This window comes from Janthinobacterium sp. GW460-12-1-14-LB5 (genome assembly GCF_059423585.1).
On the sequence record NZ_JBWKYD010000016.1, the window covers coordinates 66061 to 82935 of the forward strand.

Consider the following 16875-nt stretch of genomic DNA (forward strand, 5'->3'; position numbering starts at 1 on the left):
CAGCGTCAGGGCACGGGCGTGCGCAGCGGCAAGCCGGCAAAGTGGGCGGCCAGGTTATCGACCACCAGTTGCCCCATCGCGTGCCGCGTTTCCACGGTCAGGCTGCCCACGTGGGGCGTGAGCACTACGTTCGGCAAGGCGCGCAAGGCTGCCGGCACGCGCGGCTCGTCGGCAAACACGTCGAGGCCGGCCGCGCCCAGGCGGCCCTGCTGCAAGGCGGCGATCAGGGCGTCTTCGTCGATCAGGGCGCCACGGGCGATGTTGATCAGGGTGCCTTGCGGACCGAGCGCGTCGAGCACCGTGCGGTCGATGCTCTTGCGCGTGGCCGGCGTGCCCGGCGCGCAAACGATCAGGTAATCGCTTTCCTGCGCCAGGGCCAGCAGCGATGCGGCGCGTGGCGCGCTCGCGCCGGGAATGGCGCGCGGCTGGAAGTAGCGGACCTGGACGCCGAAGGCGGCCAGGCGCAGCGCGATGGCTTGCCCGATCTGGCCGAAGCCGAAGATGCCGGCCGTCTTGCCGCGCAGGCTGGACGCTGGGGCGATGGCTTCGCGGCGCTCCCAGCCGCCGTCGCGCACGAAACGGTCGAGCGCCACGACGTGCCGCGCGCTGGCCAGCAGCAAGGCCAGCGCCAGGTCGGCCACGTCATCGGTCAAGACGTTCGGCGTGGTGGTGACGGCGATGCCGCGCTCGCGCGCTTGATCGAGCGCCACGCCGTCGAGGCCCACGCCATTGACGGCGACGATTTCCAGGTTCGGCAGCAAGGCCATGTCGCCGGCGTTCAAGCCCAGCGCGCCCGTGGTGACGACGGCGCGGATGCCGGGCGCCCGTTCGGCCAGCCAGGCATGGCGCTCGTCCGCCGGCACTTGCCAGGCGTGGTGGCACGTGTAGTGCTGTTCCAGCTGCGCGTTGACGGCAGCCGAAGGGCTGGGGGCGAGGATGAGGAGTTCGGGTGGCATGGGCGTCCTGGGTCGTGTCGACAAGATTTGCAGACGCAACTTAGCATAGTTGGGAACCAGCCGGGGCTGAGCGCCCGTAATTGCCGTGAAAACCGTGTACCGCTTGGAAACTTTAGCCCGGGCAAGGCACGCGCTTGACCTTGCCACCCGTCTTGAACGGGTCGGCGCCGGAGCCAGGATTGTCGGCCATTCCATAGCAGGTGGCGCCGCCGGCGCTGACGACGCGCGTGGCGGGCCGGCCGTCGGCCGTCAGGTATTCTTCCACGCGGATGATGGGGCCGCCGCGCCAGGCGGAGGCGACCAGCTTCTGGAAGGCGCTTTCACTTTTCAGGTCGGCAGCGGCCAGCCAGGGTTTGTCTTGTTTCAGTTCGCCGCGCAAGGCCTTGTCGGCGGCGCCAGCGGCCAGCCGGGCGCGCGTGCGCAAGTCGGCGCCGGCCGGCGCGGCGGGCAAGTCTTCGGCGGGCACGGTGATGCTTTCCGCAGCCACGGCCGGTGGCGCGGGGATGGCGGGAGGCGCGGCCGGCGGCGCACTGCTGCGCGCGCGCGGCACGGGAGCCGGCATGGGCAGCGGCAAGGCCATCGGCGGCGCCTGCGGCGTTGGACGGGGCGGCAGCAGGGTCATGAAGGCCACTTCCGTGTATTGCTTCAATTGCCGTGCCGGCAGCAGCAGGAAATACAGGCCCAGCACGTGCATGGCCAGGATCAGCGCGACGGCCGCGCCTTTCAGGCTCAAGCCGCCCCGTATGCGCAGGCGCAGGGAGGCGGACGGTAGATGGCGGTGCAATGGCATGCGGTTTCCTGTGGGCGCCGGGCGCGATGGCCTATTTTAGCGAAACTTGACCGTAGGCATTAATAAATCCACAAGGTATCGTCTGGCGCGCCTTTTCCCGCCAGATTCCGGCACTTTTAGGCGCCCGGTGTGGCACGGATGGCGACTTTTTTTTGCCGCTTTCTCACACTTTCCCACGCGCGGCGCCTCACTGGAATATAATGATAATCATTCTCATTAATATCCGGATAACTCCATGCGCACCTTCCGCCGCGTCCCTACCCCGTTCGCCCTGGCCGCCTTCCTGCTGGCCAGCGCCGCCGCCCATGCGCAAGACGCGCAAACCATGCCGACCGTGGTCGTGAGCGCCTCGGCCGACGCCTCGGCGGAAGGCTTGTCGAAAGCCTACGCGGGCGGCCAGGTGGCGCGCGGCGGGCGCATGGGCATCCTCGGTGCCGTGGACATGATGGACTCGCCATTCGGCAGCACCAGTTATACGCAGCAATTCATTGCCGACCAGCAAGCGCGCAGCGTGGGCGACTTGCTGCAAAGCGATCCGGCCGTGCGCATGTCGCGCGGCTACGGCAATTTCCAGGAAGTGTATGTGATCCGCGGCTTCGCCCTCGATTCCGATGACGTCGCGTACAACGGCCTGTACGGCGTGCTGCCCCGCCAATATGTCTCGCCGGAACTACTGGAAAGAGTGGAAGTGTTCCGTGGCGCCAGCGCCTTCCTGAACGGCGCGGCGCCGGGCGGCAGCGGCATCGGCGGCGCCATCAACCTGATGCCCAAGCGCGCCGGCAACGCGCCGCTGACGGAACTGACCGTGGGCGTGGAATCGGGCGGCCACGCCTATGCGGCCATCGACGTGGCGCGCCGCTTTGGCGAGCAGCAGGAATTCGGCGTGCGCGTGAATGCCGCCAAGCGCCAGGGCGAGACCGGCATCCAGCGCGAAGACCACGACGTGGGCATGTTTTCCGTCGGCCTCGACTATCGCGGCCGCAATTATCGCCTGTCGGCCGATGCCGGCTACCAGAATTTCGACCTGACATCGCCGCGCCCGTCCGTCGGCATTGGCAGCGTGGCCGTGCTGCCATCCGCACCCGATGCGTCGAAGAACTTTGCCCAGCCGTGGAGCTATTCGAAGGAACACGATGTGTTCGGCACGGCGCGCGCCGAAGTGGATCTGGCCAAGGATGTCGTGGCCTGGGCCGCATTTGGCTCCCGCTCGACCAGGGAAGCCAACAGCCTGGCCGAGCCGACGTTGACTTCGATCAATGGCGACGCCGAGGTGTCACGCTTCGACAATGCGCGCAAGCAGGAAATCCGCACGGGCGAACTGGGCATTCGCGGCAAGCTCGTTACGGGCACCGTCAAGCACACCCTGGTGGCCAGCTGGTCCGGGCACTGGAATGAAGCGAAGAACGCGTATGCGATCGGCGACAAGTTTGCCACCAACATTTACGCACCGGTCGACGTGACCGCGCCGCCGACGCCATACGCGGGCGGCATCATGAGCGACCCGCGCATCACCCAGAAAACCATCCTCAACAGCTACGCCCTGGCCGACACCATGGCCTTCCTCGACGACAAGCTGCTGCTGACCGCGGGTTTGCGCCGCCAGCAGATCAAGGATGCCGGTTACGACTACAACACCTCGGCGCCGCAAGGCAAGGCCTATGACGAGAGCGCCACGACGCCCGTGGCTGGCATCGTCTTCAAGGCCAGCAAGGACGTGTCGCTGTACGCCAACTACATTGAGGCGCTGGTCAAGGGGCCGGCGGCCACGGGAACGTACGTGGAAAACGGCCAGCAGCTCAATGTCGACAACATGGGCGAGGTGTTTGCGCCGTACAAATCGAAGCAGAAGGAAATCGGCGTCAAGTATGACGGCGGCAAGCTGGGCATGAGCGCCGCCCTGTTCACGACAAGCAAGCCTTTGCTGGCCGTGGTCGGCAAGCGGGCCGAACTTGATGGCGAACAGCGCAACCGTGGCCTGGAATTGTCGATTTTCGGCACGCCGATGCAGGGCGTGCGCCTGCTGGGCGGCTTGACCTGGCTCGATGCAAAGCTCAGCAATACCGGCGTGGCCACCAACAATGGCAAGAAACCCATCGGCGCACCGGAAACGCAGATGAGCGTTGGCGGCGAATGGGACGTGCCCGGCGCGCCGGGCCTGACCCTGAACGCCCGCACCATCTACACCTCGACGCAATACGCGGACCTGGCCAACAGCAGGCAACTGCCATCGTGGACCCGCCTCGACATCGGCGCGCGCTACCTGACGCAAGTGGCGGGCCGTGACGTGACCTTGCGCGCCCGCGTGGACAACGTGACGGACCGCAATTACTGGTCGTCGTCCGTGTCGTCCTTCAATATCGGCTCGCTGGTGCTGGCCGCGCCGCGCACCGTGGTGGTGTCGGCCAGCGTGGCGTTTTAAAGACCGCGCGCCTGTCGCGCGACGAAAAGCTGCCTTCGGGCAGCTTTTTTTTATGTGTGCGCGCCTGTGCCGCAAGCCACGCTTCGGCGACAATGCGGCATGAAACGACTCCCTGCCCTGCTGCTTTTGCTTTGCCTGTCCCTGCCAGCCGCTGCCCAAAAGCAAGCCGCCTGTCCCTACGCCGCCTGGAAAAGCGGCTTCAAGGGCGATGCGCGGGCGCAAGCCACGTGCTTGTTGCGTCCCGTCAAACTGTATGCGCGGCTGGGCGACAGCGCGCCGCTGCCGGACTTTCTTGCCGAGCACATCGGCCAGCGCACGGACGTCGCCCCGTCCCGGCTGCGCGCCTGGCTGGCGCAGCAATCGATCAGCGAAGCGGACGCGGGCGGCGCCGTCGATGCACCGCTGTCGCGCGCCGTGGGCCGGCTGGCGGCACCGATGGCCCGCTATTTCGTCATCCACGACACCAGCTACCCGAATTTCTTGTTGGAAACCATTCCCGAGCACATCAACGACGCCAGCTGGGATTTCAACAACTTTACGCTGCGCAATCCGGCCTTGGGCGGCGGCCCGAAAGGCCATGTCTACGTGAACCGCCTCGGCGGTTCCCTGGCCGTGCGCGACTTCGGCACGGCCGGCTATGCCAGCAAGCTGGAAAAGGACAAGCCGTCGCTGACGGGCCTGTTCCTGCACGTGGAACTGGTGCAGCCGCGCCATTCCGTGCCCGGCGGCGGCAAGGGCAACGACGGCCTGGCGCCCGATCCCGGCTTTACGCCCGCCCAATACGAGCGGCTGGCCCTGCTCTACATCGCCGCCAGCGTGCGCAAGGGCACGTGGCTGATCCCCGCTTTCCACGCCGTGCTCGATACGGGCTTTGCGAACGGTCATGACGACCCACAGAACTTTTCAATAGCTCAGTGGTCGCATCAAATCGCATGTTTGACACTCGTCATTAAAAACAGTCAACTGAAAAATTAAGGGCATTACATTTGTTAGGCTGGAGGATAATATACAGACGTAAAAAAAACTTTTGCACTATCACACCTGCCCTGAAAAATTTATGACATTCACAGAAATTTTTTTCACGCCCCATATGTGAAATAGAAAACAGGCTTTACGGCAAGCCGGCTCACCACAGGTAGTTTTCGTGGGATGCCAAATATTTATCTTTCATTTTTTTATTCCCTGGATACATGGTGCAAATATGAAAAATACTCTTCGATTTTTCAGTGTGCTGTTTGGAATTTTTCTATACTTTACTTGCAATGCGGCAACCAAGGAGGAAATTGATATTGCAAAAAATCAAGCGGATTATCTTGAACAGATAAAACGAATATCAGATGCGAACAAAGCTATTGCTGAAGCGAATAATGCAACAAAATTAATTGAGGGAAATTCTTTGAATTTACTCTCAAAAACACAGATAGAACTCGCAAAAGCCACAGCCGATGTAGATAAGGCTCGAATAGAGGCAGACAAGGCGAGAATCGAGAAGGAAAAGAGCTTGCTTCCAACTCCACTAGATCCATCAAAATACAGAGTAAATGCCCCAAAAGCTCCAGCAGTAGATGCGGCGGCGATTGAAATGACTTACGACAGTGTGTTACTGATTTCCGATATCGTTTCCAAAAAAATCAAGGCTGCCATTTCAAACCCTGCATTGGGTTGCCAGCGAGAAATAACCAAAAGCACATCACTCCCTATCATTGTCCAGGAAGAAAGCAAGCCCCGACAACTTATAGATATTTACAGATCAACATTGATTAACGTAAATTTTTTTGAGAAAAAAATTAATGCGGCAAATGCAGAACTAAATTCCGCTCTCACGGTATCAAAGCCTGAATTGGGAACCATTACTATAACAGGATTAAATTCTGCATCAGCAATTATTGAAACGGCAATTTCTTTGGCGGCAGCATTGAAGCCTCAATATACCATGACATCTATTTCTGGAAAAACTATAGCAGATAGTGCATTCAGATGGAGTTTATATTCCTCACTCGAAGGAAGTGCACGCATAATCAATCCTGAGCATGCCATAAGCAACATAAATTTCCCAGATTCGGAAAATGACAACGAGGAAAATGGCGACAATCATAACGTTTATGGCACTTTGACAAAAAAATTCAGCAAACTGAGTGACTCAATAAATGATTCAGTCGATTTAATAGATAAATCAAATGAAAAGATTAAAGAAGCAAAAAACGAGATATCGAAATTACCGAAGAAAAAAGATGCGTCCCCCAACAATATGAAGCCCGATGCGAAGGAACTAGCGGCGCTGAATGCTTATATTGCTTCTGTCACAGATTCCACCAAAAAACTTCAGGCAACTGTGGATTTGACAAAAAAGGCAATGATTGACCTGAATGTGCCATACGAAAATGGCATTAGCACAATGAATGCCGCGACCCAAGGGGAGCTAATCCTGGACGCCATGCGGACTGGATGCCTGTACACACTATCAACGCAAGTCATTGATTCCGCCATTGACGTCATTGCCAAAGATGGATTATTTTCTGGCTTGCAAGTCAGAACTGGACAGGCTTCGATTGTACGTTGGGCATTACATAATGAATTTGGTATTTTAATTTCATCCGGGATTGCAAAAAATAGAATTCCTCCCAAGAAAATCGCGTTGAATGAATGACTATGATTGCAGCCAGATAATAAGAATATGAAACTGAATAATTTGATATTCCTGTTTTCCAATGCCAGGCACGAAAACTGAAACACATGAGGGCGGATATCAAGGAAATAGAATATGCATTTGATATCTTTAATGCGTATGCAGAATTTGAAAACTACTCTATCGTTCTGCGGCTGTTATTACCCCAGGTTAGTGCAGGTATGCATGAGCATATTACGGGCTTTGCGAATGGTCATGACGACCCACAGAACTTTTCCCTGGCCGAGTGGTCAGCCTCGCTTTCCCGCCTGTATGCGGCCTTGCGGCAGGCCGATACTGGTCAATAAGGCGTTTTCCTGGCGGCGAATCAGGCGCATACTATGATGAGCATAGTCATTCCTGTCCGGGAGTCCAGGTGAATATTGCCACGGATCATCATGCGGGTCGCCAGGCTCGCGCGCGCCAGCCACTGCAGCGCGCGCAGCGCATCTTTGCCATGCGCGACGCCGTCCTCAACGCCTGGGAACAGCGCGTGCGCGCCAAGGTGCGCGGCGCCGACCGCTTGCTCACGCCCATACTCATCAATACCCTGCCCGCCTTCTTCGACAACCTGGCCGAAGCCCTCACGCCGGGCCATCCGCGCGACAATGCAGCCAGCAACAGCAACGTGCCCGCCGTGCATGGCAACGAACGGGCGCGCATGACCAATTACGGGCCGGAACAGGTGATCCAGGAATACCAGATCTTCCGCGACTGCTTCGCCGCCGCCGCCCACGATGCCCATATCACCTTGCGCCGCAAGGATTGGCAGGTGCTCAACGAGTCGATCGACTCGGGCATCCGCGAATCGATACGCGAATTTACCAGCATGCACGAAGGCTTCCGGCGCCGCATCGCGGCCGGCCTGTCGCACGACATGCGCAACCCGCTGGCCGTGATCAGCACCAGCGCCCAGCTGCTGCTGCGGCCAGCGGAGCCGGAACGCGTGGTATTGCTGGCACGCAAGATTGCCGAGCACAGCAAACGGCTCGACAGCATGATCGAGGAATTGCTCGACACCCTCAGCTACCACCAGGGCCAGCGGCTGCCGCTGGCCCTGAGCCAGTTCGACGTGCTGCCCCTGGTACACGCCGTGGCCGGCCAGGTCAACCTGCAGCGGCCCGGCAAATGCCAGGTCAGCGGGCAATCCGTCACCGGCTGGTGGTGCGAGAACTCGCTGCGGCGCGCACTGGAAAACCTGCTCGGCAATGCCATCAAGTACGGCGACGACGCGCCCGTCAAGGTGCATGTGGAAGCGTGCCACGAACGCCTGATCATCACCGTCCACAACGGCGGCCACGCCATCGCGCCGGCCCAGGCGGAGCGCATCTTCGACTACCTGCGCCGCGAGAACGACAGTCCCGCGCCCGGCTGGGGCATCGGCCTGCCCTTCGTGCAGAACGTGGCCGAAAGCCACGGCGGCAGCATCGCCGTCGACAGCGCGCCGGAAACGGGCACCAGCTTCATCTTCGACGTGCCCGTCGATTGCCGTCCCTTCGTCCCGCCCGCTGGCGTCCCCAACAGTGACAGCTGACGCACCAAAACGGTGCAAAGGCTGGCGCGACGCCACAAAAGTGGTCATCTTTACACCTGTTCCCGTCCGCACTGTTGGCACGTTTCCTGCTGAGCTATACACAGACACGGCTCAAGGGACATCACAACATGGCAAATTTTTTCAATGAAATGACTGCAGATGACGTGGGGACGGACAGCAAGGTACGCGAACACTATCGTGAATTCGACAACTGGCTGGCGCAGCAATCCCCGGAAACCATCGCCCGCAAGCGGGCCGAAGCCGACCTGACGTTCCGCCGCGTCGGCATCACGTTCGCCGTCTACGGCGACGATGCCGGCACGGAACGCCTGATTCCGTTCGACACCATTCCCCGCATCATCCCCGCCGCCGAATGGGCGCAGATGCAGACGGGCCTGGTGCAGCGCGTGCAAGCCTTGAACATGTTCATCCATGATATTTATCATGAGCAAAACATCATCAAGGCGGGCATCATTCCCGCCGAGCAAATCTACAAGAATGCCCAGTACCGCCCGGAAATGCAGGGCATCGCCGTCGCTTCCGACATTTACGCCCACATCGCCGGCGTCGACATCGTGCGCGCGGGCCAGGGCGAATTCTATGTACTGGAAGACAATTTAAGGGTGCCCTCGGGCGTGTCCTACATGCTGGAAGACCGCAAGATGATGATGCGGCTGTTCCCGGAACTGTTCGCCCGCAACCGCATCGCCCCAGTCGACCATTACCCGGACATGCTGCTCGACAACCTGCGCTCCGTCGCACCGATGGGCATCGATGACCCCACGGTCGTCGTCATGACGCCGGGCATGTACAACTCCGCCTACTTCGAGCACGCCTTCCTGGCCCAGCAAATGGGGGTGGAACTGGTCGAGGGCAAGGATTTGTTTGTCAACGACAACTCTGTTTACATGCGCACCACGCGCGGACCCAAGCGCGTGGACGTCATCTACCGCAGGGTCGACGACGATTTCCTCGACCCGCTGGCTTTCCGCTCCGATTCGTCGCTGGGCGTGCCGGGCCTGCTGTCCGTGTATCGCTCGGGAAGAGTCACCCTGGCGAACGCCATCGGCACGGGCGTGGCTGACGACAAGTCGATCTATCCGTTCGTGCCCGACATGATCAAGTTTTACCTGTCGCAGGAGCCGATTTTGAACAACGTGCCCACCTACCAGTGCCGCAAGAGCGCCGATTTATCCTATGTGCTGGCGAACCTGGCGAAGCTCGTTGTCAAGGAAGTGCATGGCGCGGGCGGCTACGGCATGCTGGTGGGGCCGGCGTCGAGCGCCGCGCAGATCGAGGACTTCCGCCAGCGCCTGCTGGCCAATCCGGGCGGCTATATCGCCCAGCCGACCCTGGCCCTGTCCGCCTGCCCCACGTATGTCGAGGCCGGCATCGCGCCCCGCCACATCGACCTGCGTCCGTTCGTGCTGTCAGGCAAGACGATTTCCATGGTGCCCGGTGGCCTGACCCGCGTGGCGCTCGGTGAAGGCTCGCTGGTGGTCAATTCCTCGCAAGGGGGCGGCACCAAGGATACCTGGGTACTGGAAGCCACATTATCAGAAGAAAAAGCAGCTTTTGCAGGAGAAAAAACATGCTGAGCCGCACTGCCGATCATTTGTTCTGGATGGCCCGCTACACGGAGCGGGCGGAAAATACGGCGCGCATGCTCGACGTCAACATGCAGACGTCCATGCTGCCCCAGTCCGAGCAGGACGCGGAGCAAGGCTGGCGCGCCACCCTGGGCATTTCCGAGCTGCAAAGCGCGTACGACCACAAATATGGCCGCTTCCACACGCGCGACGTGCTCGATTTCATGGTACGCGACCCGAACAACCCGTCGTCGATCCTCGCCTGCCTGACGGGCGCGCGCGAAAACGCTCGCGCCGTGCGGGGGACCTTGACGACGGAAGTGTGGGAAATCCAGAACGCCACCTGGCTCGACATGCAGAAGCGCTTGAAAAGCAATCTGCTGGAAACGGACCCCAGCGCCTTCTTCGAATGGGTCAAGTACCGCTCGCACCTGTCGCGCGGCGTCACTTTAGGCACCATGCTCAAGGACGAGGCGATCCACTTCATCCGCCTGGGCACCTTCCTGGAGCGGGCCGACAATACGGCGCGCATCCTCGACGTGAAGTTCCACGGCGCGCGCGACACCTCGAAAGACGTCGCCCAGCGCGATTTTTACTACTGGGCGGCCCTGCTGCGCTCCGTCTCCGGCTTCGAGATCTACCGCAAGGTCTACCGCGACGTGATCACGCCGGCACGGGTGGCGGAACTGCTGATGCTGCGCGGCGACATGCCCAGGTCGCTCCTGGCCTGCATGGATGACGTGGTGGAAAATCTGAAGCATATCCGCAACGATGTGTCGGCCGATACGGAGCGGTTCGCCGGCAAATTGCATGCCGAGCTGAAATTCGGCCATATCGACGACATCATGAAGGCGGGATTGCACCATACCTTGACGGAGTTTCTGGAAAACATTTATGACCTGGGCAACCGGGTCAGCCGCGACTTCCTCGTTCCCCTGGCGGCCTGATGCAGCTCACCATCCGCCACGAAACCCGCTACGCCTACAGTGCGCCGCTGGCCTACACGATACAGCAGCTGCACCTGACGCCGCGCGTCGAGCCGCAGCAGCGGGCACTGTCCTGGCAAATCACCACGCCGGGCCAGTGCCACGCCTACACGGATGCCTACGGCAATCTGTCGCACATGCTGACGATCAACGGCAGCCACCAGTCGCTGAGCCTGGTCGCCCAGGGCGTGGTGGAAACCATCTACCCGCACAAGGGACGGCTGAACCTGGTCGACACCCTGTCGCCGCTGTTGTTTACCATGCCGACGCCGCTGACGCAGGCCAATCCCGCCATCGTGGAGCTGGCGGCCGCCAGCCTGCCGGACCGCCGCGTGACGGCCGGCACGGGCCATCTGCTGCGGCTGGCCGAACACATCGTCGGCAAGGTGGCGTATGAAAGCGGCGCCACCATGGTCACCACCACGGCCGGCGACGCCCTGGCGCTGGGGCGCGGCGTGTGCCAGGACCACGCGCATCTGTTCCTCGCCTGCTGCCACGCCTGGGGCATCCCGGCCCGCTATGTGTCCGGCTACATCGATCCGGGCACGACGGGCCACGCGGCCAGCCACGCCTGGGTCGACGCGTGGACGGAAGACACGGATTTCGCGGGCTGGGTCAGCATCGACGTCACGCATGCGCGGCTGATGACGGACGCGTATTGCCGTCTGGCCATCGGGCGCGACTACGATTCGGCCGCGCCCGTGCGCGGCGTGCGCCAGGGCGGCGGCACGGAAACCTTGCACGTGGACGTGCAGATCGCGCCCGTGTAAATGGGCAGGAATGAGGCTGGCCGGGGCTTGCGGCGGATAGCCCAGCCCCGGCTGGTGTAGAATGTTCCCCCTTTTGATTTGATTTACGACAATGACATACTGCATAGGCATGCGCCTGAATGAAGGCCTGGTCTTCCTGTCCGATTCCCGCACCAACGCCGGCGTGGACCAGGTGGGCACCTTCCGCAAGATGAGCGTGTTTGAAAACCCGGGCGACCGCATGCTGGTGCTGATGACGGCCGGAAACTTGTCGATTTCGCAAGCGATCCGCCAGCTCGTTTCCGACCACGTCGATGCGGACGGGCGCAGCATCTGGAACGTGGCCAGCATGTACGACGCGGCCCGCATCGTGGGCGACGCCGTGCGCGCCGTGCACCAGCGCGAAGCGAAGGCCCTGGCCGACTGCGGCATCGACTTCAACGTCAGCATCATCGTGGGCGGCCAGATAGGCGCCGAGCGCTGCCGGCTGTTCCAGGTGTATTCGGCCGGCAACTTCATCGAATCGCACGATGAAAACACGTATTTCCAGATCGGCGAAGCGAAATATGGCAAGCCCATCATCGACCGCGTCGTCAACCCGACGACCCGGCTCGACGAGGCGGCCAAGTGCGCGCTGATCTCCATGGATTCGACCCTGCGCTCGAACATTTCCGTCGGCTTGCCGCTGGACTTGCTCGTCTACACTGCGGACAGCCTGGCCGTCACGCGCTTCGTCGCCATCGATGAAAAGAACCAGTATTTCCGCATGATCCGCGACACCTGGGGCGAGCAATTGAAGCAGGTCTTCGAAGGCATCGCCGATCCCGTGTGGAATGCGGCGCCGGAGACCACGGCGAACGTGCTGTCGTCCACCAGCATGCAAAGCAAGCCCGTGCGCGTGGCCATCCCCGGGCACGTGAGCCGCGGCGGCCTGACGATGGCGCCCCTGCAATCCTTGGCGCAGCAGTTCAGCGACGACAAGCAACATTGATCCGCCGCGCACCAGTTGCGCGCAGTGCTGGACAAGTCGCTTTCCGCGTGCTTTTATAGCAATATGAGTTGATATTTAATTCATATTGATCAGAGAGGCAGGTGGCGCATGGACTTGATCACTTCCGCCGTCGTCGCGGCCATCGAACATGGCGCGCCCGGCCACGCCCCGGCAGCCGTCGCCAGCCACTATCAACGCCTGAAGCTGGCCATCGCCAAGTTCGACGGCGCGGCCGCCATCCTGGCCGCCATCGGCGCGCTGGAGGCCGAACCCGGCAATACCCAGCTGCAACTGGCCCTGTCGGCCGCCCTGTCCACGGCGAAAGTGCCCGACGACATGGAAACCCTGTTTGCCGCGCAAGGCTTGCTCGATGCGCTGCGGCGCCCGCCCTCCCCGTTGCCAGAGGTGGCAACCGCGCCCGCCCCGGCCGATAAAAGCACCGTCGTGTCGAACTATGCCGTGGTGAAAGTGTATTTCGCCACCGACCGCCAGCGCGACGTGGGCAAGCCGCCGGCGCAGCGCTTCAGCGGCGAACGCAGTATCACGGGGGGCAATGGCGGCAGCGATGGCCCGCTCAGCTATGGCAGCTGCGACATCAGCATCCCCCGCGACCACCGCATGGGCCAGCTGGAATCGCCGTCGCTGTGGCGCCTGGAGTTTCGCGACGACCCGGCCAAGCACGTGGTGCTGCTGTCTGCCGAGGTGCAAGACCGCGACAACTTCTTTGCCGCATTAAAAACGCAGATACGCGCCTCGGCCGGCAAGAGCGCCTTTGTCTTCGTGCACGGCTACAACGTGAGTTTCGAGGATGCGGCGCGGCGCACGGGGCAGATGGCCTACGACCTGGGCTTCGACGGCGCGCCCGTGTTCTACAGCTGGCCGTCGCGGGGCGACCTGGCCGCCTACACCATCGATGAAAACAATATCGAGTGGAGCACGCCTCACCTCACGGCCTTCCTGGCCGACTTTCTCGCCAGCACGGAAGCGGCGCAAGTGTATCTGGTGGGCCACAGCATGGGCAACCGGGGCCTGGCGCGGGCCGTGGCCGACCTGCTGGCCGCGCAGCCGCAGCTGGCGCAAAAGATCACGGAAATCATCCTCTCCGCGCCCGACATCGACGCCGCCATCTTCAGGCACGATCTCGCGCCGCAACTGGCCCGCGCGCGCCATCCCGTCACTTTATATGCCTCGTCGCAAGACCTGGCCCTGGCCGCCTCGAAAGCCGTGCACGGCTACCCGCGCGCGGGCGACAGCGGCGCCGGCATGCTGATCGTGGCCGGCGTGGAAACCATCGACGCCACCGGGGTCGACACGAGCTTCATGAAGCACGCGTACTTTGCAGAAAAACGCTCTGCCCTGTCCGACATGTTTTATTTGATACGCAACAATGCGCGCGCCGACCAGCGCTTTCTCGACCCCGTCGATACGGTGGCGGGCCGCTACTGGACGTTCAAGCCCTGAGCCGGGCCGTTCAATGGCACTTTTCGCTGCCCCCGAGACGGCGGTACACCCCCGGGGCGCTGCCGGTCCATAGTTTGAATGCCCGGCTGAACGTGGTGGGATCATCGAAGCCCAGGCTCTGCCCTATGGCCGCGATCGTCAAATCGCTCTTGATCAGCTGCAAAATCGCCATGTCGCGCCGTAACTCATCCTTTACCGTCTGGAACGAGCTGCCTTCTTCCGCCAGCCGGCGCGACAGTGTGCGCACGGAAAAATGCAGCGCCTTCGCACAAGCACCTATCGTCATCACATCGGCCAGGCGGGAAGCCAGGTAGTCGCGCAGCCGGTGCGTGAGGATCTTGTCATTGAATGGCACGTATAGCCAATCGGCGGGCGCATTGCGCAAGAACTGGTTGAGCGCACTCTTGTCCTGGCGCAATGGCGCGCCCAGATACCCGGAGCCGATGTACAGCGCGGTCTGGGCTTGCTCGAAATATATGGGGCCAGGAAATAAATATACGTATTCCGCCACCCGCGCCGGCCGGGGAAACGCAAAATCGGCCCGCGCCAGCGGTATCTCGCGCCCTATCATCCAGGAAGCGAGGCCATGCACCAGTTTCAGCATCAGCTCATGGACGAGCACCCGCTCCCCTTGTGGCGGCACATATTCAATCAGGGCAATGCGGGTCAGCCGATCGTCGTGCGTGACATCGAAGCCCATGTCATCGAGCAGCAAGCGGAAATAACGGACGAAACGATGCAGTGCAATATCCAGATTCGGTGCGTCGAGCATCGCCAGGCAGAGAAACTTCAGCGTGCCATTGCGCAAGGGGCGGGAAAAGAAGCGCGGGGTTTCATCGTCGAGCAAGAGCGCAGTCTGGCGCAGCAAGGTGGAAAATTGCTCTATCGTAATGCGCCCCCCTTGCTCCAGCAATAATTCGGGAGCGATCTTGGCGCGCGCCAGCACGGTCCTGACCAGGTCCGAACCGGGATCGAGTCCTTGCAGCAAATCGGTCGCCAGCCCCACCGAAATGGTCGCGCTCCGGTGGCTCATTAAATAATGCAATGCAACATTTTATCTCCCGAAATTTGGCATGAAATGCACATATTTAGGCCATTTCTGTCACTAATGAAATACAAGGGCAGAACTATAATCATCGCATAAATATGGATAAAAAGATAAAAATCACCATACAACAAGGGAGACACAGCATGAACAAACTACCGCGCCTCAAGCGCTGTCTAACCATCGCATGCGCAAGCACCATGCTCCTGCTGGGCAGTTGCGGCGGCAGTTCCAGCGAACCCGTTGCCGAGGCCGTGGCGCCGCCGGCACTGGACGTCGTCGTCACGGCGGCGCAAATGAATGACAGCGACATGAGCAATCTGCTGTTTCGTCTCAGGGAAGGCTCCACCGTCATGCTGCCGGCCGGCAAATTTCACTTTGACCGGCCCCTGATCATGAACACCAGCGGTGTGACGATTATCGGCAAGGGCAGCGGCAGCAATCCGGCGAGCGATACCATTTTGTCCTTCAAGGACGCCAGCAGCCGCAACGGCTTGCAGGTCAGCAATGTCAAGACCATCACGCTGAAAAATTTCGCGGTGGAAGATGCGGCCGGCAATGCCGTGTTTGTCTCAGCGTCGAGCAATGTGACCATGGATGGCTTGCGCGCCGAGTGGACCACCGATCCGACCAAAACGTCCAAAATGGCGTATGGCCTGTATCCCGTCAATTCCGACAATATCATCGTCAAAAACAGCAAGGTGATTGGCTCGGAAGACGCGGGCATCTATGTCGGCCAATCGCAAAATATCCGCGTCAGCAACAATGAAGTGTATTTGAACGTGGCCGGCGTGGAGATAGAAAACTCGCTCAATGCCATCGTGGAGAACAATGATTTGCATGACAACACGGGCGGCGTGCTGGTGTTTTCCCTGCCCGGCACCTATCGCTTCAAAAAAGGTTCCGGGGTTTTGATACAAAACAACAATATCCACGACAACAATACGCCCGTCGCCGACAATGCCACGGGCTTTGTCACCTCGGTGCCGGTCGGCACCGGCATCATGGTGCTGGCGGCGGACAATACCGAGATCAAGAACAACGTCATCAGGAACCATAAGACCACCAGCATACTGGCGCTCAGCTATCAGGCAACCGGTTTCGCCATCAACGACCCGGACTACAATCCCTTCATCCATGGCCTGTATGCCTACGGCAATACCATCTCGCTATCGGGCCATGCGCCGGACGGCGCCTTCAAGACGGAGCTCAAACCCCTGGTCGATGGCCTGTTCGCGCAGCTGGCGTCGAGCGGCTTGCCGGCGCTGCTGCCGTACGGCGTCTGGGACGGCATACTCGATCCGGCAAAAAGCAGCGGCCTGATCCCCTTGCCCGGCATGGGCGGCCTGGGCATCGGTGGCGTGGCCAGCGATGACAGCCGCATTTGCATCAAGAACAATACCTCGCTCGATACGCCCGTCATCGACGGCGTGATTTCCTATGAGACGCTGGATATCAACCTGATCGGGCTGAAGCTGGGCGCGTCGGTCGCGGCGGGAGAAACACCGCCGGAAGCGATTGCGGGCCTCCCCGCCGAGCTGTTACAGCCAGGCTTTCCATTCGCGCCGCGCATGCACTGTGAATTGACGCTGCCAGCCATTCCAGCCTTTCCGATCATTAAGTAAGCAAACCGGGGCGGCCGCGCGTGCCCGCGCCACAGGGCGCAGCGTGCCCGCCATCCAATCCTTGC

General features: G+C 60.9%; 14 protein-coding genes. 11 read left to right on the forward strand and 3 right to left on the reverse strand.

Going from position 1 to position 16875, the window contains the following annotated elements; all coding sequences use genetic code 11:
* Positions 1 to 5: 5 nt before the first annotated feature.
* The gene (locus tag AC07X6_RS17570; RefSeq protein WP_494791819.1) at positions 6 to 956 is read right to left on the reverse strand and encodes a 2-hydroxyacid dehydrogenase; all 951 of its coding nucleotides are present in this window, start codon (positions 954 to 956) and stop codon (positions 6 to 8) included.
* Between the two features lie 112 nt (positions 957 to 1068).
* A complete protein-coding gene (locus AC07X6_RS17575; RefSeq protein ID WP_494791820.1) occupies positions 1069 to 1746 on the reverse strand; it encodes a hypothetical protein in 678 nt (225 codons plus the stop codon).
* Positions 1747 to 1981: 235 nt separating this feature from the next.
* Here AC07X6_RS17575 and AC07X6_RS17580 point away from each other — a divergent pair, with 235 nt between their 5' ends.
* The 10 genes from AC07X6_RS17580 to AC07X6_RS17625 all read left to right on the forward strand — a co-directional run bounded on the left by AC07X6_RS17580 (position 1982) and on the right by AC07X6_RS17625 (position 14140).
* Complete coding sequence (locus AC07X6_RS17580; RefSeq protein WP_494791821.1) at positions 1982 to 4165, forward strand: TonB-dependent receptor; 2184 nt, start codon at positions 1982 to 1984, stop codon at positions 4163 to 4165.
* A 99-nt stretch (positions 4166 to 4264) separates the two neighbouring features.
* Positions 4265 to 5140 carry a hypothetical protein gene (locus AC07X6_RS17585; protein ID WP_494791822.1) on the forward strand — a complete coding sequence of 292 codons (876 nt, stop codon included), beginning with the start codon at positions 4265 to 4267 and terminating at the stop codon, positions 5138 to 5140.
* Between the two features lie 226 nt (positions 5141 to 5366).
* Positions 5367 to 6812 (forward strand): hypothetical protein, encoded by a 1446-nt coding sequence (locus AC07X6_RS17590; RefSeq protein WP_494791823.1) that lies wholly within the window; start codon positions 5367 to 5369, stop codon positions 6810 to 6812.
* A gap of 86 nt (positions 6813 to 6898) precedes the next feature.
* A complete protein-coding gene (locus AC07X6_RS17595; RefSeq protein WP_494791824.1) occupies positions 6899 to 7138 on the forward strand; it encodes a hypothetical protein in 240 nt (79 codons plus the stop codon).
* Between the two features lie 68 nt (positions 7139 to 7206).
* Positions 7207 to 8364 (forward strand): sensor histidine kinase, encoded by a 1158-nt coding sequence (locus AC07X6_RS17600; protein WP_494791825.1) that lies wholly within the window; start codon positions 7207 to 7209, stop codon positions 8362 to 8364.
* Positions 8365 to 8492: 128 nt separating this feature from the next.
* Positions 8493 to 9962, forward strand: a complete 1470-nt coding sequence (locus AC07X6_RS17605) for a circularly permuted type 2 ATP-grasp protein (protein ID WP_494791826.1) — start codon at positions 8493 to 8495, stop codon at positions 9960 to 9962.
* Positions 9956 to 10900 carry an alpha-E domain-containing protein gene (locus AC07X6_RS17610; protein WP_076572169.1) on the forward strand — a complete coding sequence of 315 codons (945 nt, stop codon included), beginning with the start codon at positions 9956 to 9958 and terminating at the stop codon, positions 10898 to 10900. The genes AC07X6_RS17605 and AC07X6_RS17610 overlap by 7 nt, the downstream gene beginning before the upstream one ends.
* Positions 10900 to 11709 carry a transglutaminase family protein gene (locus AC07X6_RS17615; protein ID WP_230538020.1) on the forward strand — a complete coding sequence of 270 codons (810 nt, stop codon included), beginning with the start codon at positions 10900 to 10902 and terminating at the stop codon, positions 11707 to 11709. Before AC07X6_RS17610 ends, AC07X6_RS17615 begins: the two co-directional genes overlap by 1 nt.
* A gap of 91 nt (positions 11710 to 11800) precedes the next feature.
* On the forward strand, positions 11801 to 12679 hold the full coding sequence (locus AC07X6_RS17620; RefSeq protein ID WP_494791827.1) for a proteasome-type protease: 879 nt from the start codon (positions 11801 to 11803) through the stop codon (positions 12677 to 12679).
* Positions 12680 to 12787: 108 nt separating this feature from the next.
* Positions 12788 to 14140 (forward strand): alpha/beta hydrolase, encoded by a 1353-nt coding sequence (locus AC07X6_RS17625; RefSeq protein ID WP_494791828.1) that lies wholly within the window; start codon positions 12788 to 12790, stop codon positions 14138 to 14140.
* Between the two features lie 10 nt (positions 14141 to 14150).
* Here the strand turns inward: AC07X6_RS17625 and AC07X6_RS17630 are convergent, their stop codons facing one another.
* Complete coding sequence (locus AC07X6_RS17630; RefSeq protein WP_494791829.1) at positions 14151 to 15173, reverse strand: AraC family transcriptional regulator; 1023 nt, start codon at positions 15171 to 15173, stop codon at positions 14151 to 14153.
* A 158-nt stretch (positions 15174 to 15331) separates the two neighbouring features.
* Here AC07X6_RS17630 and AC07X6_RS17635 point away from each other — a divergent pair, with 158 nt between their 5' ends.
* Entirely contained in the window at positions 15332 to 16810 is a 1479-nt protein-coding gene (locus tag AC07X6_RS17635; protein WP_494791830.1) for a parallel beta-helix domain-containing protein, read from the forward strand.
* The last annotated feature ends 65 nt before the right edge of the window (positions 16811 to 16875 follow it).